This is a genomic window from Thalassolituus sp. ST750PaO-4, assembly GCF_020320405.1.
GTDB classification, from domain to species: Bacteria; Pseudomonadota; Gammaproteobacteria; order Pseudomonadales; family Oceanobacteraceae; genus Venatoribacter; species Venatoribacter alkanivorans.
In genome coordinates this window covers 507,317-528,160 of sequence record NZ_JABVCB010000005.1, presented here as the reverse complement: position 1 = coordinate 528,160, position 20,844 = coordinate 507,317, and the positions used below count along the sequence as shown (strand labels likewise).

Below are 20,844 nucleotides of genomic sequence, written 5' to 3'. Positions count from 1 at the left end.
GGCGATTATAAAGGAGCCGGGCGGTCAGGTCATATCCGGAGCATCTCTGGTATGATGCCCGGCAGTTGAAAAGCCTGTGGAAGTGCCTGTGAAATACACCGACCTGCGCGACTTTATTAAATCGCTGGAAAAACGTGGCGAACTGAAACGCATCCGTTATCCGGTTGATCCGCATCTGGAAATGACCGAAATCGCCGACCGCGTATTGCGTGCCGGCGGTCCGGCGCTGCTGTTTGAAAATCCCAAAGGTTATGACATGCCGGTTCTGGCCAACCTGTTCGGTACCCCGAAACGGGTGGCGCTGGGCATGGGTGAAGAGTCGGTGGAAGCGCTGCGTGATATCGGTCAGCTGCTGGCGTTCTTAAAAGAACCCGAGCCACCCAAGGGCATGAAAGACGCCTGGGAAAAGCTGCCGATCTTCAAAAAAGTGCTGTCGATGGGGCCGAAAGAAGTACGCAAGGCGCCCTGTCAGGATGTGATACTCGAGGGGGATGACGTCGACCTGAGCAAAATTCCGGTACAGCACTGCTGGCCCGGCGATGCCGGTCCGTTAATTACCTGGCCGCTGGTGATTACCAAAGGGCCGCATAAAGAGCGCCACAATTTAGGTATTTATCGCCAGCAGGTGATCGCTAAAAACAAGGTGATTATGCGCTGGCTCAGCCATCGCGGCGGCGCGCTGGATTTTCTTGAGTGGCAGAAGGCCCATCCGGGCGAACCTTTCCCGGTAACTGTCGCGCTGGGTGCCGACCCGGCCACCATTCTCGGTGCCGTCACGCCGGTGCCGGACACCCTGAGCGAATACGCTTTTGCCGGCCTGCTGCGCGACAGCAAAACCGAGCTGGTAAAAAGTATCGGCAACGATCTGCTGGTGCCAGCCTCGGCTGAAATCGTACTCGAAGGGGTAATTCATCCGGGCGAGATGGCACCAGAGGGGCCATTCGGTGACCACACCGGCTATTACAACGAGGTCGATGAGTTCCCGGTATTTACCGTCGAGCGCATTACCCACCGTAAAGACCCTATTTACCACAGCACCTACACCGGCCGGCCGCCGGATGAGCCGGCCATTCTCGGAGTGGCGCTGAACGAAGTCTTTGTGCCGATTCTGCAGAAGCAGTTTCCGGAAATCGTCGATTTCTATCTGCCGCCGGAAGGCTGTTCCTACCGCATGGCGGTGGTGAGCATGAAGAAACAATACCCGGGTCATGCCAAGCGCGTGATGATGGGCGTGTGGTCGTTCCTGCGCCAGTTTATGTACACCAAGTTTGTGATTGTGGTCGACGACGACGTAAACACCCGCAACTGGGAAGACGTGATCTGGGCCATCACCACCCGTATGGACCCGGCACGTGACACCACGCTGATTGAAAACACACCGATTGATTACCTCGACTTTGCCTCGCCGGTATCGGGCCTGGGCTCGAAGATGGGTCTGGATGCCACCAACAAATGGCCGGGTGAAACCAGCCGTGAATGGGGCACGCCGATCGTGATGGATCAGGACGTTAAAAATAAAGTCGATGAAATCTGGGACCAGCTGGGGTTATGACGCTTCATACCGTCACCTTCCGGCCATCCGGGGCGCGCATCCGCTGTGCCCCGGATCAGACCATCGCCGAGGCCGCGCTACAACAGGGCGTGATCGTGCCGGTCAGCTGCGAAAATGCGATCTGCCAGATCTGCCAGGGCGAAAGGCTTGCCGGAGCGTTCAGCTTTCGCAACTCTCTGGGTCAGACCATACTTGAGCAAGACAATCAGGTATTATGCTGCGTCGCCCAACCCCAGACCGATGTTGAGATATATATGGCCGATGTTTACGCCCCCAACCACAAGCCACAGGTCAGCCTGGCCTGTCAGATTCCTGCCGTGGAACTGCTGGGCGATGATATCTGGCGCATAGAATTACTTACCCCGGCCGGCAAGAGCGCCGATTTCTGGCCCGGCCAGTACCTGCTGCTGCACGTGCGCGACGAACAGGGTAACGAAGAGCAGGTGCCGTTCTCCATCGCCTGTGCACCGGGCAGCATGAACAATACCGATCCGCGTAAGATCGAGCTGCACATCGCCAACAGCAGTGACAACGCCCTGCGCATTATTAACTTCCTGCGCGACGCCGTCGTAGCGCGCGTCACTCTGCCGGCGGGCGATTGCTTTATCAGCAAACTCTTTATTCAGCAGCACAAAGATCAGCCACTGGTCATGGTGGCGGCCGGCAGTGGTTTCTCACAGATTAAAGCCCTGATCGAAGGCGCGCTGGCGCTGAATCCACAGCAGGAAATTCACCTGTATTGGTCCAATCGTGGAGCCGAGGGCTTCTATCTGGCCAACCTGCCCCTGCAGTGGGCACAACAGCATGCGAACTTTCATTACCACCCGATTATCGAACAGCAGAGCGAAGGCTGGCATGGCCGCGCCGGCTGGATTTATCAGGTGATTCACGAAGACTTTGCCGATCTGAGCCAGGTACAGATGTTCGCCTGCGGCTCACCTAATATGGTGTACGGCACCCTCGATCAGCTGGCACCGCTGGGCCTGACCCGTGCCAATATGCACTCCGATGTCTTTGCCTATGCACCACGCGACTGACGATCAACTATCCCCTTACCTGCCAATCAGGAGCTTACATGAACTGGACCTTCACCATTAATCCGCAGCAGTTATGGGAAACCTATATTCTGCCCTGGGGTACACAGATAGTACTGGCGCTGCTGATTTTTATTATCGGCCGCATGCTGGCGGGCTTTGTTACCCGTACCACCACCAAAGCGCTTGAGCGCGCCCGCCTCGATCCGATTCTGATCAGCTTTCTGGCCACGGTGATGAACAGCACGCTGGTGCTGCTGGTTATTGTTTTTGCCCTGTCACAACTCGGGCTCGACACCACCTCACTGGTTGCCCTGCTCGGTGCCGCCGGTCTGGCCGTTGGCCTGGCGCTGAAGGATTCTTTGTCACACTTTGCTGCCGGCGTAATGCTGATTGTGTTCCGGCCGTTCAAGCTGGGTGATTATGTTGAAGTGGGTGGCGTGGCCGGCTCTGTGGATAAAATCACCATTTTCAGCACCCGTCTGAAAACCCCGGACAACAAAGTCGTCACCGTGCCAAACGGCAATGTGTTCGGCAACACCATGATCAACTACTCCGAAGAAGCGACGCGCCGCATCGATATGGTGATCGGCATCAGCTATGGCTCCGATCTGTTAAAAGCGAAGAGCATTCTGGAAGAACTGGTCAAAGACCATGACAAAGTGCTGAAAGATCCGGCCTATAAAATTGCCGTGTCCGAGCTGGCCGATTCCTCGGTGAACTTTATCGTGCGCCCCTGGGTAAAAGCCGAAGACTACTGGGATGTACGCTTCCAGCTGACCGAAAGCATCAAGCTGCGCTTTGATGCCGAAGGCATTGAGATTCCGTTCCCGCAGATGGATGTACACTGGCATAAAGACGTCGCCTGATACCTGCCTCTTCAGGCGCAGTTAACCGGCTTTCTGGTCAGACCAGCGCTCATCATTCAGCCTGGTCACCAGAAAATCGAGAAAACTGCGCAGCAGCGGCGACATCTGCTTACGGGTGGCATACACAGCGTAAATGCCGAGCTGTACCGGCTCGTAATCGCTGAGCAATGCCACCAGCTCACCACGCTCAAGATAATCAGCCACAGACCACACAGGCTGCAGGCTGATACCACCGCCCAGCAGGGTGTTGTGCAGCAGAAGATTTGACTGGTTGGCACTCAGATTACCACTCACCGCCACCGATTCCGGCCCTTCCGCTCCCCGGAACTGCCACAGGCTTTTGCCAAAATAGGTATAGGTCAGACAGTTATGGCGGGACAGATCCGCGACCTGTTGCGGAGTCCCCTGTTGTTGCAGGTAAGCCGGACTGGCGCACACCACAGAACGGCAGACACCCAGCCTGCGCGCCACCAGATTCGGGTCCAGATCATTGGTAATGCGTAACGCCAGATCAATCCCTTCTTCCACCAGATTCACGGTGCGGTCCAGCTGCAGAATCTCTATCGCGGTTCCCGGCCAGCGAGCCAGATACTCATGCACGGCATCCATCAACACCGCATGCGCCAGTGAATAGCTGCAGGTGATCCGCAATTGTCCGCGTGGCGCCTCGCCCTCATGGTTAGCGAGCTGCGCCATCTCTTCACCCAAAGCCAGCATGCCACGCGCGCGCTGCAGAGCTTCTTCCCCCGTTGCCGTCAGACTCTGGCGTCGGGTTGTGCGGTGCAGCAGCCGCGCTCCCATCCATTCTTCCAGCTCGGCCAGATAGCGTGACACCATGGCCCGGGACATATCCAGCCGTTCAGCAGCCGCACTCAGGCTGCCCCGCTCAACCACCGCAACAAAGACCTGCAACGCTGTCAGTCGATCCATAGATATGTCCGGATTATGCAATAGTGAAGTCACCATTATGCTGTATTTGATACTGATTTGATTCAATAGACTGGCTCCATTCACTCTTTCCAGTCAGAGAAACAACCATGAACAAACTCTTAGCTTTTATGACACTGGCAACCGCCCTGCTGAGCAACATAACAAACGCGGGGGCACTCAGCGTTCAGGTTTACAATCCCGGCGAGCAGGCCGTATTCCCGGTCACCTCGACCCTGATAAGCGGTGAAAAAGAAGCCATCCTGATCGATGCTCAGTTTGATGTGCACAATGGCCAGAAACTGGCCGGACTGATCAAAGCCAGTGGCAAAGTTCTGACGACCATTTTTATCAGCGGCGGTGATCCTGATTTCTATTTTGGTCTTGAGCCTGTTCTGGCGGCCTACCCTCAGGCCAGAGTCGTGGCCAGCCAGCACGTGGTGGATCATATTGTTAAAACCAAAGATGCCAAGCTCGCCTACTGGGGCCCGATACTTGCCGATGCGGCACCGCAAACGCTGACGGTGCCAAAGGTAATGACCAGTAACCAGCTGACACTGGAAGGCGAAAGTATTGAGATAAAAGCAATGAACACCCCCAGCGCTTTTATCTGGATTCCATCGTTGAAAACCGCACTGGGCGGCGTGGCCATTCACAGTGGTCTGCACGTATGGATGGCCGACAGCCAGACGCCGACTGCCCGTGAGCAGTGGCTTTCAACCCTGGACGGATTGCTTGCCCTGCAGCCTGAACGGGTGGTACCCGGACATTTTCACGGCGCGGAACCAGAAGGAGCCTCCGCCGTTCAGTTTACCCGTGACTATATCCTGCGCTTTGAGGCAGAGCTGGCCACAGCACACACCTCGGCAGACCTGATCAAAGCAATGACACAAGCCTACCCTCAGCTTCCGGCAGATGACGGCCTGACGATCAGCGCTAAAGTCGCGACCAGCGAGATGAGCTGGTAGCCATGATACATGAACGGCCGCAGGCACAGATTGCGGCCGTTCATGTCGCAGACGTTCGTCTATCCGACCAATGGTTAAAAGTCATTTATGCCATGCGGGAGGATGATAGCGGGCTGACTTTCAGGAGAGAGCCCTATGCCCGCTGCATTCTTCCGCACCACCATCTGCCTGCTGCTGGCACTGCCATTTGCCATGCCACAGGCCATTCAGGCCGCACCCGCCGGTGACAGCGTAAAACTCGGTCTCAACTATCCCTCCAGCGGGCGCTATAAAGAACAGGGCCTGGCTCAGGCGCGCGGCGCTTTACTGGCCATCGAAGAACTCAATGCCGGCAACGGTATCCTTGGCCGCCCGGTTGAACTGCTGACCGCCAACTCCGCCTCTAAACCCGATAAAGCCGTCGAAAACGTCGATGCCCTCGCCGCGCAGCATGTATCCATGCTGTTTGGCGGTTCATCCAGTGCGGTGGCCATTGCTGCCGGTAAACAGGCTGCCAAACACGATCTGCTCTATTTCGGCACCCTGACCTACGCCAACGAAACCACCGGTGCCGAAGGGCATAAACACATGTTCCGCGAAACCTATAATGCGCACATGGCGGCCAAGGCACTGGCGTCTTATCTGAATGACAGCCTGCAGGGCAAAAAGCTGTTTTATCTGACCGCCGATTACAGCTGGGGCTGGTCGACCGAAGAGTCACTGCGCACCTTCACCAAAACCACCGATACCAGTGCTCACCCCGGCGTGCGTGTAACTTATCCGCGTCCGCGTGATGGTGATATGCGCACCGCACTGGAAGCCGCGCGCGACTCCGGTGCCGATGTACTGATGCTGGTACAGTTTGGTGATGATATGGCGCTGGCGCTGCATGCTGCTCAGCAGATGGGCCTGAAAGACAAGATGACCATTATCGTGCCCAATCTGACCCTGGGCATGGCCAAGTCGGCCGGTTCCGGCATTATGGAAGGCGTTATCGGGGCTGTGCCCTGGTGCTGGCAGGTGCCTTACCGCTACGACTATCCGCAAGGTAAAGCCTTTGTTGAAGCCTTCGTGACTAAATACGGCGCCTATCCGTCAAGCTCTGCGGCATCGGCCTACAACATCGTCTATCAGTTTAAGGCTGCCGCGGAACGTGCCGGCTCACTGAACACCGGCAAGCTGATCAAAGCGCTGGAAGGCCACCGCTACAGCAGCCTCAAGGATGAACAGGAGTGGCGCGCCTTTGACCATCAGAACGTACAAAGCGTGTATGTGGTACGCAGCCGTCCGCGTAACGAGATTCTGCAGAGCAATCTGCACGAGGATTTCTTTGAGATTCTGGCCCGCCTGCCGGGCAACGAAGCCGCGCAAAGCCTGAGTGAATGGCAGGCGGAACGCCGCGCCGCAGGTAAACAACTGGCGCTGGAATAACGCCAGAATAATAGCGGCCGGTCAGTGACCGGCCGCATCGTCCTCAGTTAACGCAGCGCCAGCTGGAAGTGCTCACAGGCACGGGATTCATTCCCTTCGGCCAGCAACACCTTACCCATTTCCGCATGCAGCTCCGGCAGGCCTTTGATACGCAGGCCGGTTTGCAGGTATTCCTGCGCCTTGTCGAGATCGTTGAGACGCAGTGCCAGACGCCCCAGAATCAGCAGCAGTTGTGGATCGTTCGGCCGCTCCTGTAACTGCTGTTCAGCAAACAACAGCTGGCGGCTGGCGTCTTCGCCTTTCAGTGTGCCATACAGGCTGATCAGCTCATCGTGCCAGACGTATTTCAGTGCATTGCGCAGTTCATGCTCGGCCAGCGCTTCTTCGTTCTGCTCGATCAGCAGTTCAATATAGCGACGGGTGATCGGCAGTGAATAACGCAGCTGACGGGGAATATCGTGAAACAGGCGCTTCAGCTCCGCCACTCCCTGACCCGGGCGCTGGCCATGACCACGCACCGCCCGTTCCAGCAATTGCAGGTGAACGTTCTCTTCCAGCTCTTTGATCTTATCGGCCGGAATTTTGGTGGCCTTGCGCAGCAGCGGCAGCAGCTCGTGTAATGCCACCCAGTCCTGCAGGTCGAGGTAGGTTTTTACCAGCAGTTTCAGCAGATAGGCATGTTTCGGGTGTTTCTGACGCAAACGCAGCAATACCGCCAGCGCCTGTTCTTTCTGGCCGCGCGAATTCAGCAACTCGGCCTGGGTCAGGCCGACGGCCAGCTCGGCGCCTTTGGTGCTCTGACTGGCGGCTTTCAGCCATTCATCGGCGGCTTCCATTTTGCCCTGCTCGTAAGCCGCGCGGGCCGCTGCCAGGTAATTGATTAACGGCGTATCGGAGTCGTCGGCGGTCAGGGTCAGCAGACGCTCGGCACGGCGCCACTGGCCCTGTGCCAGACTCAGCAGGCCGCGTGTGGTCTGACGGCGGGCACGCTGGTTACGGCGCTGACGGCGCCATTCGTTAAAACGCCAGTCGCTGCCCAGCAGCAACAGACTGAAACGCAGCAGCATGTACATCAGCAGCATGGCGATCATCACCAGACCGATAAAGACCCACAGACTGGTTTCCAGCGTGTAGTTATTCCAGCTCAGCAGTACGTAGCCGGCATCCAGGCTGACCAGAGTTCCGGCAATCAGCCCCAGCCCCAGTGTAAGAACCAGAAACAGCAGCCATACCCTCATGCCGCATCCTCCGCGCCCACGGCCTTAGGCGCTACTGTGCCACGGCGCTGTTGTTCAACCAGAGTCTGCAGTTGCTGCAGCGAGCGGCTGATGTCCGGCAGTGCCGGGGCAACGTTCCACTGCTGTAACTCCTGCAGGGCATTGCTGACCGCGCGGGTACGTTCATCATCGACAATCAGGTAGTCCTGCAGCCAGCCGCCAACACGCTTAAGGCTGTGCTGATAAAGATCAGCCTGCTGACGCAGCAGCGCTACCTGTGCCTGTTCCAGCATCAGGTGCATATTCTGCTGCAGATAATACTGCTGATCCGGCGTCAGCGGCGCGGCTACCGGCGCGCTGCGTTCACGGATACGGATCATGCCCTGCAGCGATGTACTGACGCTGTTCCACAGCTGCCAGTACCAGGTTTCGTCGCCGTCAGCCGCCGGCACTTCGGCCTCGGTGGCTGGCTGTTCGGCAATCAGACGATCAGGAATCCACGGCAGCTGGGTAATCTGTTCCTGCAGTGCCTGTACACGCAGTACGGCGCCGGTCAGGTCGATGGCCGGTGCCGTACGCAGCGCCAGCATTTCTTTTGCCAGGGTGGCGCGTACCGGATTAAGACGTGGATTACGGGTTTCGGTCAGGACATTATCGGCCGCCTGCAACATGCTCAGCGCACCATCCCAGTCGCGCTCCAGCTGTAAGCGCTGATTGGCCATACGCAGCAGATATTCGGCTTCCGCCAGCAGCCAGTCCTGGCGCTCAGCGCCCGGCAGCTTGCCCAGACGGTCGGTATTGTGTGCGACCTGTTCCTGCAGCTGTGCCGACTGTTCATTCAGCGCTTTGGCCTGCGCCAGCAGTTCGGCTTCTTTGGCGCTCAGTGCGGCTGCGTTGTTCTGCGCCTGATCCACCCGGTCACGCAGTACCGCCAGCTCTGCGGCGGTATTCTGCTGCTGCGCCCAGCTCAGCCAGCCGGCATAGGCCGCAAGGGCAAACAGACCCAGCATCAGAACCAGATTGATCCATGACAGAGGGTGCGGACTGCTGCGCTGCGCGCTGCTTGCAGGAGCCTTTTCCTTAGCGGCTTTGGCCTTTACTGGCTTGGCAACCGGGGCGTCTGCGGCAGACTGATTATCCGTTCCCTTTTGTTCTGTGGTCACTGTCGGAATCCTTCGCTGTATCGCTGAATTGATATTCTTTTATTCTGCGCCGGGCCTTGGCGTGGCCCTGACACTGTTATTTGTTACTGCGCTGCCCGCCAGACTTGCAGGCAAGCCAGCATATCTTCATCACGGGCACTGGCCGCCACCAGCACTTCGCGGTAACCGCGGCTGCGGGCTGCTGCTGCAACGCGTTCACCGGGCAACATAATGGCACTGACGCGCTGAGCCAAGTCGGGCACCTGTTGCTCAACAATATCCAGCGCCTGATTGCTGCTCAGCAGCAGCACCGGCTCACCGGCCAGCGTGCCGGCCCATTGCTGTGCGCTCCAGGCAATTTCACGGCGCTCGTACAGTTCGGCGTAATCGACTTCGGCACCACGGGCAGCCAGCTCTGACGCCAGTTTTTCGCGCCCGCCGACACCACGCCAGAGCAGCACTTTACGGCCACCGATCACATCGCTCTGCATCACCGGCAGCTCCAGCAGACCTTCGCTGTCGTAGGTTGTCACGGGTGAATGCACACTGAAACCTTCCCGCTGCAGTACTTCGGCGGTACTTGGCCCAACCGCACACCAATGTATACCCAGTGGCGGCTGCGGCCAATAACGGTCGAGCCAATCCAGACCAATAGCGGCGGCATTCATACTGATGGCGATCACCGCGGTGTAGTGGTCAATATCCAGAATACGCTGGCGCAAACCACTGGCCACCGCCTGTTCATCGTCGGCCAGCGGCACAATTTCAATCAGCGGATGATGGCGTACCGGAAAACCACGGGCACTCAGCTCAGCGATCAGCCCACCCGCCTGACCGTCCGGGCGGGTAACAACGATGGGGACAGCGACAGCCACGGTCATTACTTCACGTCATGGCCGTAAACGGCGGACAGGATAGCACCGGCACCCTGTGCTAACAGGTCTTCAGCCGCCGCAATGCCCATGGCTTCGGCGTCTGCGGCCAGTCCGCTCTGCGCCGTACGCAGCATGGTTTTGCCATCCACACTGCCGACCAGACCGCGCAGGCTGAGCGACTCGCCATCCAGCTCGGCGTAAGCGGCAATCGGCACCTGACAGCCACCCTGCAGGCGACGGTTAAGAGCACGCTCGGCCAGCACACAAGCGGCGGTTTTATCATCGTGCAGAGGTTTTAACAGCTCATGGATGGCGCTGTCATTGGCCCGCCATTCGATGCCCAGGGCACCCTGGCCACCGGCTGGCAGCGATTGTTCGGCTGGAATAAAGGAGGCAATGCGGTCGTGCATTTCCATACGCAGCAGACCAGCGGCGGCGAGGATGATGGCATCGAACTCACCGGCATCAAGCTTGCTCAGACGGGTCTGCACGTTACCGCGCAGGCTTTTGATAATAAGGTCCGGACGCTGCTGCTGAATCTGACACTGACGGCGCAGGCTGGACGTACCGACCACCGCGCCCTGCGGCAGCTCATCAATGCTTTTATAGGTGCTGGAGACAAAGGCATCGTGCGGGTTTTCGCGCTCGCAGATAATGCCCAGCTCCAGACCTTCGGGAAATTCCATCGGCACGTCTTTCATCGAGTGCACGGCGATATCGGCACGGCCGTCGAGCATCGCAACTTCGAGTTCTTTCACGAACAGGCCCTTGCCGCCGATCTTGGCCAGCGGCACATCGAGAATTTTGTCGCCCTGGGTGGTAAAGGTCACCAGCTCGACCACCAGCCCCGGATGCAGCGCTTCCAGACGGGCCTTGATATGTTCGGCCTGCCACATGGCAAGCGGGCTTTTACGGGTAGCAATGCGGAGCGTGGTTACGGCAGACATGACATTCCTTAACGCGGGTCAGGCCGGGCCTGACAATGAATTCAGAAAGTAATGCCGCATCATACCAGCGGGGAATGAATGGGGGTAATGATCTGGGTCGGGAGCGACACCAGAGCCTTGGTTACAGCTCCTTCATCACCCGCCGCACATCCGGCAGATGCCGGCGACTGACCGGAACGCCGTCAGCCAGGCCGCGTAAATACACCTTGTGACCGCCGCTGTTCAGGGCTTCAAGACGCTCGATGCGGTTAAGCGCAACCAGTGCGCTGCGGTGTACGCGCACAAACAGGCCGGGGAATTCGTCTTCGAGCTGACGCAGGGAATCGTCGATCAGGGTTTCGCCGCCTTCGTGATGGACGTTGACGTATTTCTGATCGGCGTAGAAATAAAACACCTCTTCCAGCGGAATCAGCTGCAGGCCATTGTGCGTACGCGCGCTCAGATGGGTGCGGCTGCCGGCGGGACGGGCGGCGGTCGCGGTGGCTTCGTTATCCGCCTGCGCGCCACTCTGTGCCAGCCATTCACTGGCGCGCTGCAGCGCGCGGCATAAGTCTTCTTTGCGCACCGGCTTCAGCAGATAGTCGATGGCTTTCACGGCGAAGGCCTGCAGCGCGTGTTCGTCATAAGCGGTGCAGAACACCACCAGCGGTGGTTGCGGCAATTCCTGTATCGCGGCGGCGGTATCCAGGCCGTTGCGGCCGGGCATCTGAATATCGAGCAGCACCAGATCGGCCCGATGCATACGCAGCCATGCCAGCGTTTCATCGCCGTTCCCGGCTTCTCCGGCACAGACAAAATCGTGGTGTTCCAGCAACAAGCGCTTCATGCGCTCCCGCGCCAGAGGCTCATCATCCACCAGCAGAACACGATAGGTCATACACTTCCCTTAACGGTTGTTACACCATCCGCCGCAGCCTGCGGCAAACGCAGACGGGCAATATATTCCCCGCCCAGATCGTCAACTTCCAGCCGCGCCTGTTCATCCAGTGCGGCCAGCCGCGCGCGGATATTATTATGCGCCAGACGGTTACCCGCTTCACCACTGCCCTCAGGTTTGCTGTTGCGGATAGTCAGCCACCAGGCGCCGTTATCTTCCGCCTGGCCTTCCTGTGCCAGCTCAACCTCAATCCAGCCACCGCTGATACTCGGCTGAATACCATGGTAAACCGCGTTTTCCAGCAATGGCTGCAGCAGCAACTGCGGTACTTTCAGCGCCGCCGGTAACGGCTGCGGCAATTTCCAGTTCACCTGCAGGCGCTCATTGCCCAGCCGCACCTGCTCAATACCCAGATAACGGCGACCCAGTTCGATTTCCTGCGCCAGCGGGATCTGTGCGTCATCGTTATTCAGCACCGCGCGGAACAGCTGCGCCAGATCGAGCAACAGGTGTTCGGCCTTATCCGGATCAACGCTGATCAGTGAAGTCACGGTATTCAGGGTGTTAAAAAAGAAGTGCGGGCGGATATTGGCCTGCAGTGCCGCCAGCCGCGATTTCAGCTCGGCCTGGGTTTTCAGCCGCCACTGGCTCTGCACATAAAAATAACGCATCGCCATGGCGCCGAAGACGCCGGCAATCAGCAGGTTGCGCAGTACCCAGGGCCAGTCGGTGTAAGTACGGTCGAGGGGCCATAACCACTCGCCGATCAGACTAACCCCCAGCGTTACCAGCTCGATCACCAGCAGTGCCACCAGCGAGGCCGACATCGCCGTTAACCGCGCCAGCAAAACCCGCAGCTGACACAGAATCGCCACCGACAGCAGACAAACCCACTGCACAAAGAACGACACCACGGTAAAACGCTGCCAGGAAAATTGCGGCAAACCGCTCTCGACCAGCGTCAGCGCCAGCACCAGCGCTTCGCTCAGCGCCAGTAGAATAATCACCGCACGGGTGTTACACAGGTCAGGCAGGAAAAAGGCTTCCAGCAGCGCCTGCTGTCCACGGGCAGAAGAGGATGTTGAATGGCTGGCTGACAAAGTGATGATTCCTGAACTGGCGCGGAGCCTAAGTCTGTCGCCAGTACTGCAACAGGGCAAGCCTGCAAACGCTGAATGGCGGCAAAACAGGGACAGAGCGCTGCCGCAATGGTTATAATCCGCGCCATTTCCGATTCATGCACCAGTTTGAGGTACTCATGTCTGATCAATCATCCACCAATGCTTCCTGGGGCGGACGCTTCTCCGAACCGACCGACGCTTTTGTTGCGCGCTACACCGCATCGGTGGACTTTGACCGCCGCATGTACCGTCAGGACATTCAGGGCTCCGTCGCCCACGCCAAAATGCTGTGCAAAGTCGGCGTACTGACAGCACAGGAACGCGATGACATCATCCGCGGGCTGGAAGAAGTGCGTATCGAAATCGAGCGCGGTGACTTCGAATGGTCAGTCGCGCTGGAAGACGTGCACATGAACATCGAAGCGGCGCTGACCAAAAAGATCGGCATCACCGGTAAGAAGCTGCACACCGGCCGTTCCCGTAACGATCAGGTGGCCACCGATATCCGCCTTTACCTGCGTGACGAAATCGACGTCATCAGCGCCGAGCTGACCCGCCTGCAGCAGGGCCTGGTGGAGCTGGCAGAAAAAGAAGCCAACACCATTATGCCGGGCTTCACCCATCTGCAGACTGCGCAGCCGGTGACTTTTGGTCATCACCTGCTGGCCTGGAACGCCATGCTCGAGCGCGATTACGCCCGTCTGCAGGACTGCCGTGCGCGTATGAACCAGCTGCCGCTGGGTGCTGCAGCACTGGCCGGCACCACCTACCCGATCGACCGTCATTACACCGCTGAACTGCTGGGCTTTGACGCGCCGACCGAAAACAGCCTGGATTCCGTATCCGACCGCGACTTCGCTATCGAATTCTGCTCAGCCGCGTCGCTGATCATGATGCACATGTCGCGCTTCTCCGAAGAGCTGGTGCTGTGGGCCTCTGCCCAGTTCCGCTTTATCGACCTGCCGGACCGTTTCTGCACCGGCTCCAGCATCATGCCGCAGAAGAAAAACCCCGACGTGCCGGAACTGGTACGCGGTAAAACCGGTCGCGTATACGGCCATCTGGTTGGCCTGCTGACGCTGATGAAATCGCAGCCGCTGGCCTACAACAAAGACAATCAGGAAGACAAAGAGCCGCTGTTCGACACCGTCGACACCCTGCGCGACAGCCTGCGTGCCTTCGCCGATATGGCGCCCAACCTGATTGCCCGCAAAGACGATATGCGCGAAGCCGCAATGCGTGGTTTCTCCACCGCCACCGACCTCGCCGATTATGTTGTGCGCAAAGGTATCCCGTTCCGTGACGCCCACGAAATCGTCGGTAAAGCGGTTGGCTACGGCGTAAAAACCGGCAAAGACCTGAGCGAAATGACGCTGGAAGAACTGCAGCAGTTCTCCACTGAAATCACCGCTGACGTCTTTGATGTACTGACACTGGAAGGCTCGGTCGCGGCGCGTAACCATATTGGTGGCACCGCACCGGATCAGGTACGTGCCGCTGCGGCACGGGCGAAAACAGCGCTGGCCAAGCGCGGCTGATACCCCTCTGGGTGACTGCCGTTTTCAGTGCGGCAGTCATGCTTCATCTTATGCCTTTGCAGGCATATGGCTGGCTACCAACACAATTCAACCCAAACACCAGACAAAAAAAGAGCCTCAACCGAGGCTCTTTTTTATTGCGCAGCAATCGCCACTATCAGCAGATTGTAGCCATCAGCGAATTGCATCTATCAGCGGATTTTATCCACCAGCGCTACCGCCAGTTCATCACCAATCAGCTTGGCAACTTCACGGGCGGCTTTCTGCCGGGCCACGTCTTCCAGCCCGGACACGCCTTTTGCCTGTTTGCTGAACGAGCTCAGCACACGACCGGCACCATCGCGGATGGTAACGCGGCTGTCGGCAAACACGTAGTGGCTGCCGTCTTTGGCTTTACCGCTCAGCTGGGCGCTGATATCGAAGCGCAGGTCGGCGTCGCTGCCGTCCTGAATGCGTAGCCCTTGCGAGGTCAGCGCTTCGAGCACGCCGCCACCAATGGTCTGCGCGCCGTCATCAAGCAGCTCTAGGCTGACCTGCAGCTGGTCGATCTGGGCGTAGATGCGGTCCTGCAGTGCTTTCAGTTCAGGACTTAAGGCCGGGGCCTTACGTTCCATGCTGATCAGCGTCAGGCGCTCACCCAGACGCTCACGCTTGGCGAACAGGGTCAGTGCCGGCAATAACGGCTGCAGCTGTTGCAGGCGGTTACCGGTTGGCTGCAGTTCGCCGATGGCGCTCAGTTCCTGTTCGATATCGTTCATATCGCGGCGCAGACGTGCGGCCGCGGCATTACGATCCAGCTCGGCCAGGGCGTAAGCGTATTTGGCGTCGGTATGGGTTTCGCTGATCTGCACTTCGTCCAGCTCGGCCGGTGGCACCTGACTGCGCACATAGTTGCGCACGGTACGCAGTACTTCGCTGTCACGGTTGCTGCCGCTCAGCTCGACGGTTTCGCTGCTGAAGTCACCGCTGACGGTGACTTTAAGCTGCGATACCAGATCAATCCGCGCCAGTTCCGCCGCGCGTTTTACCGCATCGGTGGCACTGCCGTAGATTTCCATCGAACCGATGCCGTAGGCCATGCCGCGCATCTGCGGCGGCTGCGTTACCCAGGCCGGAGCTTTGCTGCTGCGGGCTGCGTCTTTGGCCGGTTTGGTGCTGTTGCCGACACAACCGGACAGCAGGCTGATGCCTGTGCCCAGTGCCAGTGCCGCAACCAGTAAGCGCTTAGCCACGGGCTGTCCTTAGAATCCGAAAGAGGATTTCTGCTGCAGTTTCTGGATCTTCTTCTGACCGTTCCACACTTCCATATTGGATTCCATGTCGATCAGTTTCAGGTCTACCTGATAGAAGGTCACACGTTCTTTGCCCACCTGGTCCACCAGCGAGTTGATGGTGCCGGACAGCGCGAAATCAGCGGCTTTTTCCTGGCCCTGAGCCTTGGCGTTCTTGGCGTTCAGTTCCTGATCGCGACGCTCATCACGTACCGCATCACGCTCATCGCCACCGGCCACGAAACCGGCACGGCCGGAACGGATGATGGAACGCTTGATGTCGTTGATGAAGGTATCGACGGCAATGTGCTCGTGCGACTTGTTGCTGATGCGTGAGATGATCACGGTCGGACGACGGTTGTTGTCCATCTCGAAGTCACGCGCCCATGGGAAAGACAGCATGTCGGTGATCATTTCGTTGGCCACCAGTTCGGAGTCTTTGGCGTTCCAGCGATCAGACAGCGCCACTTCTTCGTTAGCCGCCAGACGGGTTACTTTGGTTGAGCAACCGGCAGACAGCAGCACAGAGGCACCCAGCAGAGTGCAGGCAGTCAGTTTGGTGATATTTGTCAGCATGGTGTCCTTCCTTATCAGACAATGAATATGAGTTATTCAGATACTTTAATCAGTTGTTTTACTTCGCTTTCTTTGGCCGCACCGGCCAGAGGAGGCAATGTACGTACGCGCCACAGATGGATGTCTCCGGCTTTCAGATTCACCTGTTCCTGCGCGCTCTGACGCTGGCCCACGTTCAGCGTGGAGTCCAGCGCCAGTGTATGTTCACCCGGCTCAACAACAACCCGGCGAATGCGGATATCGCTTGGCAACAAAAGCCAGTTGCGGGTTTCAGCGGCATCGGTCAGTTGTGCCGTCAGTTTACCGGCCATCGACAGAATACTGCCCAGCGAGCCACTGCCGCCAGCTGAAGCAACCGATTGTGCGGTTAAGGCTTTCAATGATGAACGCGCCAGCGCCAGCTGAATATCGGTAGATGAGTTAACCATCTGTTCCTGCACCGCCATCAATGCCGGGTTGGAGGATTTCAGCATCAGGTTACGCTCGCCATCAACGCTCAGGGTACTCTCACCCAGCGCTTTAACCGGTGAATAGTAAGGTACGGTAATGCGCATAGAATCGCCGATGGCACTCAGCAGACCCATATCCTGCGCGGTATTCCACAGCGGGCCAATAGGCACTGTCTTGGTAAAGCTGTTAAACCAGTATCCGACTTCGGCGGCATCGAGGTAGTTCGCCACTGCATCGAAAATATCTTTATCGGCGTACAGCACATAGAACCAGGCCAGCTGGGCTTTGTCGTTACCAAAGAAATACGGACGGATTTCCAGCGCCTGCAGGGCCGGATTCACCGACAGTTCCAGACTCATTTCTTTACGCTGTGGCGCCAGACCTTTGTGCTCCAGCACGATGATCTGAGCTTTGTCAGCTGTCCAGTTTTTCAGCTCGGCCTGACGCGCTTTGCTCAGTTTTTTCTTTGCCAGTGCGCGCCATTCAGTGTTGTAACCTCCGGCCTTCTGCATCATGCGGATGGTGTCGAACCAGGCCTGCGCGGTCATTTCTGAGTCCAGGCGGAACTGCTTGCTGAAGCCATCTTCATAGCTTTTCGCGGCTTTCTGGTAACTGATGCGGGCGTCATCGTACTCGCCGTTCATTTCAAAACTGATACCGGTGAGGTAATGCGCCATGGCGTCATCGCGGTATTGCAGTTTATCCATATCCACCAGATTGCCCTGCAGCTTCTCAAAAATTTTCAGCAGTTTGGTGAAGGTTTGCTGATCTTTATCGTTCTGCTCGGCGTAGGTGCCTTTACGCGAGTTCAGATCGTTAAGGCGGATAATCAGACGACGGGATTCAATACGCGCACCTTCCAGCGCCTCGTAATAACCATTGCGGTCGGCCGCCAGCTGCGCCAGACCAAAATAGTTCAGTGCCTTGTAATAGTTAATAAAGACTTTCTCGAAATCGGCACCACCGTAAGGGCCCTGACGCGGGTTTGACATCAGCGTCACCACGGAACCGGTAATGCTGGTTGTTTCCAGGTCTTCGGCGATGCGCTCCGCTTTATCGAGCAGCACATTACTGGCAGTAAAATCGCCTTCCAGATGTTTAACCACCGCCAGCTCCATATGATAAAGCAGACGGTCATTACCGCTTGGGTTCAGGGCTTTCTGAAATTTGGCTTCGGAGGCGGCGTAATCGCCTTTTTGTACATCCTGAATAGCTCCGGTCACTCCGGCACCATAGGTTGCACAACCAGCCAGCAAAATCACTGGCAGCAACGCAGAAATTGAACGAAGGGTTTTACCCGGTTTCACAGCAGCTCCTTGCTTAATAAGTTGCTCGTTAATTAGCTTGAGGAGCGACAGTCTAAAACGCCTGTCCTGAAAGCCCAAGCCCGAAAACGACACCATGCTCAAAAACAGCCCCGGCATCCGGACGGTGCGGAAACATTGCCGCCATAAAAGCAGGGCCGGCAAGCATAAAGTGTGAATCTGAACGAATGATGAAAAGCAGAGAATAATAAGAAAAGCGGGGAGATAAAACGAATCCGGCCGTCTGACACATCCTTGCGTCAGACAGCCGGCAGCGGGTGCTGTTAATAATGTCAGTCTACTGGCTCTTTACTGATGACTCAACCAATAAAAAGGTCACTTTTTGTCAGCGCCAGAATCAGCCTCTGTGTTAACAGCGGAAGGTGACAGGCCGAGAATTTTCAGCGGTTGCTCGCCGTCGTCCAGAATCGGTTTGCCATCGGGCGTTACCCGCGTTACCAGCTCCTGCGCCTGCTGATCTTCCTGCGCCTGCTCGGTGGTGGTCTGGCTGAAACCGCAGCTGATGCACTCGCGCACTTCTTCGCCGTCATCGTTACTGTACATAACGGTCTTGTCCATTTCGCTGCACTTGGGGCAGACAGCGCCGGCAATAAAGCGGCGCGGACGTTTGGGTTTGTACTCAGACATCAGGCAACCTCCTCCACCACAATACCGCTGTGGCGCAGCAAAGGCTCAACCGACGGCTTACGGCCACGGAAGTTTTCAAACAGAACCGCCGCTTCACGCGAGCCGCCCTGACTGAGAATTTCCTGCAAGAAACTTTCGCCGGTTGCACGGTTGAAAATGCCTTCTTCTTCAAAGCGCGAATAAGCATCGGCACTCAGTACTTCGGCCCATTTATAGGAGTAATAACCGGCCGCATAACCACCGGCAAAAATATGGCTGAAGCTGTGCTGGAAACGGTTAAATTCGGCAATCGGCACCACCGCTACCTGAGCACGGACTTCGTTCAGCAGCTGCTGCACATCCACCGGCTGCTCACGGAATTCGTGGTGCAGGCGGAAATCGAACAGGGCAAATTCCTGCTGACGCATGGTCATCATCGCGCTCTGGAAATGTTTGGCGGCGAGCAGTTTATCCAGCAGTTCCTGTGGCAGCGGTTCGCCTGTTTCATAGTGACCAGAAATAAAGGCCAACGCCTCCGGCTCGTAACACCAGTTCTCCAGGAACTGGCTCGGCAGTTCGACGGCATCCCAGGCCACGCCATTAATGCCGCTCACCGCCGCCACATCAATCTGCGTCAGCATATGGTGCAGGCCATGACCAAATTCATGGAACAGCGTGGTCAGTTCGTCGTGGGTCAGCAGTGCCGGTTTATCACCAACCGGCGGCGTGAAATTACACACCAGATAAGCCACCGGCAGCTGGATGCTGCCATCGGCATTACGGCGACGGATACGACAGTCGTCCATCCAGGCGCCGCCGCGTTTTTTCGCCCGCGCGTATAAATCCAGATAGAACGCCGCAATCTGTTCGCCGTCTTTTAATACGTGGAAAAAGCGTGCATCCGGATGATAACTGTCGAAGGTTTTCTGCTCTTCGAAGCCTAGGCCATACAGACGCGACACCACTTCAAACATACCGTTAATCACGGTATCAACCGGCAGGTACGGGCGGATATCTTCCTGCGAAATGGCGTAACGCGCCTGACGTAATTTCTCGCTGTAAAAGCTCACATCCCACGGCTGTAAATCAGCGCAGCCCTGCTCGGCGGCAAAGGCTTTCAGCTCGGCAAATTCGCGCTCCGCCTGGGGTTTGGCTTTGGCCGCCAGATCGCTTAAAAACTCCAGCACTTCGTCCGGTGAGCCGGCCATTTTGGTTTCGACCGAATAATGGGCGTACGACTCAAAACCCAGCAGTTTGGCCAGCTCGTAACGCAGGGTCAGAATTTCATTCATCAGCTGGCTGTTATCAAACTTGCCGGCATCCGGGCCCTGATCGGAGGCGCGGGTAACATAGGCGGTGTACATTTCTTCGCGCAGGCTGCGGTTTTCACCGTAGGTCAGCACCGGCATATAGGACGGGAAATCCAGCGTTAAACGATAACCTTCCTGCTCATGCGCTTTAGCCTGTTGCGCCAGCAGGTCGAGAGCACTGTCGGGCAGACCGGCCAGCTCAGACTTATCGCTGATCAGCTTGCTCCAGTGGTTGGTGGCATCCAGCACGTTCTCGCCGAACTTAGAGGTCAGCTCAGACAAACGCTGACGGATTTCGCCATAGCGGGCTTTTTTATCGTCCGGCAGATCGACACCGGCCAGATGGAAATCGCGCAGCGCATGTTCGACGGCTGTTTTCTGTGCAGTGCTCAGGCTGTCGAACTGCGCCGAGGCGCGCAGCTTTTTATAGGCATCGCACAGCGCTTTGTTCTGCCCCATTTCGGTACTGTACTGGCTCAGCAGCGGCAGGCAGGCGTTATAGGCATCGCGCAGTTCGTCGCTGTTAAGCACACCGTTTAAATGACCAACCGGCGACCAGGCCTGGCTCAGTTCATCGTCCCAGGCTTCCATCGGCGCAATAAAGTTATCCCAGGTCGGCTCGCTGACCGTGGCCAGCAGCTCGCGGATACGCTCGCGGTTCTGGTTCAACCTTTGTTCGATAGCAGGTTTGATATGTTCTGGTTTAATAGCCGAAAACGGCGGCAGGCGATGGTTTACTGACAGCGGATTGGTCGCCGCTGCCGCAGCCATTTCACTGGCAGATGAAGAAGTGGTCATAGATGCTTCGCTTCCGGAAAAGGGGCGTAGG

18 protein-coding genes are annotated in these 20,844 nt (G+C 57.4%); 6 read left to right on the top strand and 12 right to left on the bottom strand.

What is annotated here, in order from left to right; all coding sequences use genetic code 11:
• The first annotated feature begins 88 nt into the window (after positions 1-88).
• The 3 genes from ubiD to HUF18_RS04825 are packed head-to-tail and all read left to right on the top strand — an operon-like array spanning position 89 to position 3,455.
• Positions 89-1,552, top strand: coding sequence for a 4-hydroxy-3-polyprenylbenzoate decarboxylase (gene ubiD, locus HUF18_RS04835; RefSeq protein ID WP_225691336.1), 1,464 nt, complete (start codon positions 89-91; stop codon positions 1,550-1,552).
• Positions 1,549-2,589: a 2Fe-2S iron-sulfur cluster-binding protein gene (locus tag HUF18_RS04830; protein WP_225691335.1), complete on the top strand. Its 1,041-nt coding sequence runs from the start codon at positions 1,549-1,551 to the stop codon at positions 2,587-2,589. Before ubiD ends, HUF18_RS04830 begins: the two co-directional genes overlap by 4 nt.
• A 38-nt stretch (positions 2,590-2,627) precedes the next feature.
• Complete coding sequence (locus HUF18_RS04825) at positions 2,628-3,455, top strand: mechanosensitive ion channel family protein (protein ID WP_145467211.1); 828 nt, start codon at positions 2,628-2,630, stop codon at positions 3,453-3,455.
• Positions 3,456-3,476: 21 nt separating this feature from the next.
• Here HUF18_RS04825 and HUF18_RS04820 read toward each other — a convergent pair whose 3' ends face one another.
• The gene (locus HUF18_RS04820) at positions 3,477-4,385 is read right to left on the bottom strand and encodes a LysR family transcriptional regulator (RefSeq protein ID WP_145467213.1); all 909 of its coding nucleotides are present in this window, start codon (positions 4,383-4,385) and stop codon (positions 3,477-3,479) included.
• Between the two features lie 107 nt (positions 4,386-4,492).
• On the opposite strand from HUF18_RS04820, the gene HUF18_RS04815 reads away from it, so the two are divergent.
• Together HUF18_RS04815 and HUF18_RS04810 are read left to right on the top strand one after the other, a co-directional pair.
• Positions 4,493-5,350: an MBL fold metallo-hydrolase gene (locus HUF18_RS04815; protein WP_225691334.1), complete on the top strand. Its 858-nt coding sequence runs from the start codon at positions 4,493-4,495 to the stop codon at positions 5,348-5,350.
• A 135-nt stretch (positions 5,351-5,485) separates the two neighbouring features.
• Positions 5,486-6,760 (top strand): substrate-binding protein, encoded by a 1,275-nt coding sequence (locus tag HUF18_RS04810; protein WP_225691333.1) that lies wholly within the window; start codon positions 5,486-5,488, stop codon positions 6,758-6,760.
• Positions 6,761-6,807: 47 nt separating this feature from the next.
• Here the strand turns inward: HUF18_RS04810 and HUF18_RS04805 are convergent, their stop codons facing one another.
• From HUF18_RS04805 to HUF18_RS04780, 6 genes are all read right to left on the bottom strand, one after another.
• On the bottom strand, positions 6,808-7,998 hold the full coding sequence (locus HUF18_RS04805; RefSeq protein ID WP_225691332.1) for a heme biosynthesis HemY N-terminal domain-containing protein: 1,191 nt from the start codon (positions 7,996-7,998) through the stop codon (positions 6,808-6,810).
• On the bottom strand, positions 7,995-9,140 hold the full coding sequence (locus tag HUF18_RS04800) for a uroporphyrinogen-III C-methyltransferase (protein ID WP_225691331.1): 1,146 nt from the start codon (positions 9,138-9,140) through the stop codon (positions 7,995-7,997). The genes HUF18_RS04805 and HUF18_RS04800 overlap by 4 nt, the downstream gene beginning before the upstream one ends.
• A gap of 83 nt (positions 9,141-9,223) precedes the next feature.
• Entirely contained in the window at positions 9,224-9,994 is a 771-nt protein-coding gene (locus HUF18_RS04795) for a uroporphyrinogen-III synthase (RefSeq protein WP_225691330.1), read from the bottom strand.
• Between the two features lie 5 nt (positions 9,995-9,999).
• A complete protein-coding gene (gene hemC / locus HUF18_RS04790) occupies positions 10,000-10,941 on the bottom strand; it encodes a hydroxymethylbilane synthase (RefSeq protein WP_225691329.1) in 942 nt (313 codons plus the stop codon).
• Between the two features lie 121 nt (positions 10,942-11,062).
• The gene (locus HUF18_RS04785) at positions 11,063-11,818 is read right to left on the bottom strand and encodes a LytR/AlgR family response regulator transcription factor (protein ID WP_145467225.1); all 756 of its coding nucleotides are present in this window, start codon (positions 11,816-11,818) and stop codon (positions 11,063-11,065) included.
• On the bottom strand, positions 11,815-12,918 hold the full coding sequence (locus HUF18_RS04780) for a sensor histidine kinase (protein WP_145467227.1): 1,104 nt from the start codon (positions 12,916-12,918) through the stop codon (positions 11,815-11,817). Before HUF18_RS04780 ends, HUF18_RS04785 begins: the two co-directional genes overlap by 4 nt.
• A gap of 158 nt (positions 12,919-13,076) precedes the next feature.
• On the opposite strand from HUF18_RS04780, the gene argH reads away from it, so the two are divergent.
• Entirely contained in the window at positions 13,077-14,477 is a 1,401-nt protein-coding gene (argH, locus tag HUF18_RS04775) for an argininosuccinate lyase (RefSeq protein ID WP_225691328.1), read from the top strand.
• A 191-nt stretch (positions 14,478-14,668) separates the two neighbouring features.
• Here the strand turns inward: argH and HUF18_RS04770 are convergent, their stop codons facing one another.
• From HUF18_RS04770 to prlC, 5 genes are all read right to left on the bottom strand, one after another.
• Positions 14,669-15,709 carry an LPP20 family lipoprotein gene (locus tag HUF18_RS04770; protein WP_225691327.1) on the bottom strand — a complete coding sequence of 347 codons (1,041 nt, stop codon included), beginning with the start codon at positions 15,707-15,709 and terminating at the stop codon, positions 14,669-14,671.
• A gap of 9 nt (positions 15,710-15,718) precedes the next feature.
• On the bottom strand, positions 15,719-16,324 hold the full coding sequence (locus HUF18_RS04765; RefSeq protein ID WP_145467245.1) for a penicillin-binding protein activator LpoB: 606 nt from the start codon (positions 16,322-16,324) through the stop codon (positions 15,719-15,721).
• 32 nt (positions 16,325-16,356) lie between these two features.
• Entirely contained in the window at positions 16,357-18,081 is a 1,725-nt protein-coding gene (locus HUF18_RS04760; RefSeq protein ID WP_225691326.1) for a hypothetical protein, read from the bottom strand.
• Between the two features lie 333 nt (positions 18,082-18,414).
• The gene (locus tag HUF18_RS04755; RefSeq protein ID WP_225691325.1) at positions 18,415-18,726 is read right to left on the bottom strand and encodes a YheV family putative zinc ribbon protein; all 312 of its coding nucleotides are present in this window, start codon (positions 18,724-18,726) and stop codon (positions 18,415-18,417) included.
• Positions 18,726-20,813 (bottom strand): oligopeptidase A, encoded by a 2,088-nt coding sequence (gene prlC / locus HUF18_RS04750; RefSeq protein WP_225691324.1) that lies wholly within the window; start codon positions 20,811-20,813, stop codon positions 18,726-18,728. The genes HUF18_RS04755 and prlC overlap by 1 nt, the downstream gene beginning before the upstream one ends.
• Between the last annotated feature and the right edge of the window lie 31 nt (positions 20,814-20,844).

Excerpts from the sequence above, each read along its gene's own strand:
- HUF18_RS04755 (WP_225691325.1), bottom strand. The coding sequence starts at position 18,726 with ATGTCTGAGTACAAACCCAAACGTCCGCGCCGCTTTATTGCCGGCGCT.
- HUF18_RS04825 (WP_145467211.1), top strand. The coding sequence starts at position 2,628 with ATGAACTGGACCTTCACCATTAATCCGCAGCAGTTATGGGAAACCTAT.
- HUF18_RS04815 (WP_225691334.1), top strand. The coding sequence starts at position 4,493 with ATGAACAAACTCTTAGCTTTTATGACACTGGCAACCGCCCTGCTGAGC.
- HUF18_RS04830 (WP_225691335.1), top strand. The coding sequence starts at position 1,549 with ATGACGCTTCATACCGTCACCTTCCGGCCATCCGGGGCGCGCATCCGC.
- HUF18_RS04810 (WP_225691333.1), top strand. The coding sequence starts at position 5,486 with ATGCCCGCTGCATTCTTCCGCACCACCATCTGCCTGCTGCTGGCACTG.
- hemC (WP_225691329.1), bottom strand. The coding sequence starts at position 10,941 with ATGTCTGCCGTAACCACGCTCCGCATTGCTACCCGTAAAAGCCCGCTT.
- HUF18_RS04765 (WP_145467245.1), bottom strand. The coding sequence starts at position 16,324 with ATGCTGACAAATATCACCAAACTGACTGCCTGCACTCTGCTGGGTGCC.
- HUF18_RS04820 (WP_145467213.1), bottom strand. The coding sequence starts at position 4,385 with ATGGATCGACTGACAGCGTTGCAGGTCTTTGTTGCGGTGGTTGAGCGG.
- argH (WP_225691328.1), top strand. The coding sequence starts at position 13,077 with ATGTCTGATCAATCATCCACCAATGCTTCCTGGGGCGGACGCTTCTCC.
- HUF18_RS04785 (WP_145467225.1), bottom strand. The coding sequence starts at position 11,818 with ATGACCTATCGTGTTCTGCTGGTGGATGATGAGCCTCTGGCGCGGGAG.
- prlC (WP_225691324.1), bottom strand. The coding sequence starts at position 20,813 with ATGACCACTTCTTCATCTGCCAGTGAAATGGCTGCGGCAGCGGCGACC.
- HUF18_RS04805 (WP_225691332.1), bottom strand. The coding sequence starts at position 7,998 with ATGAGGGTATGGCTGCTGTTTCTGGTTCTTACACTGGGGCTGGGGCTG.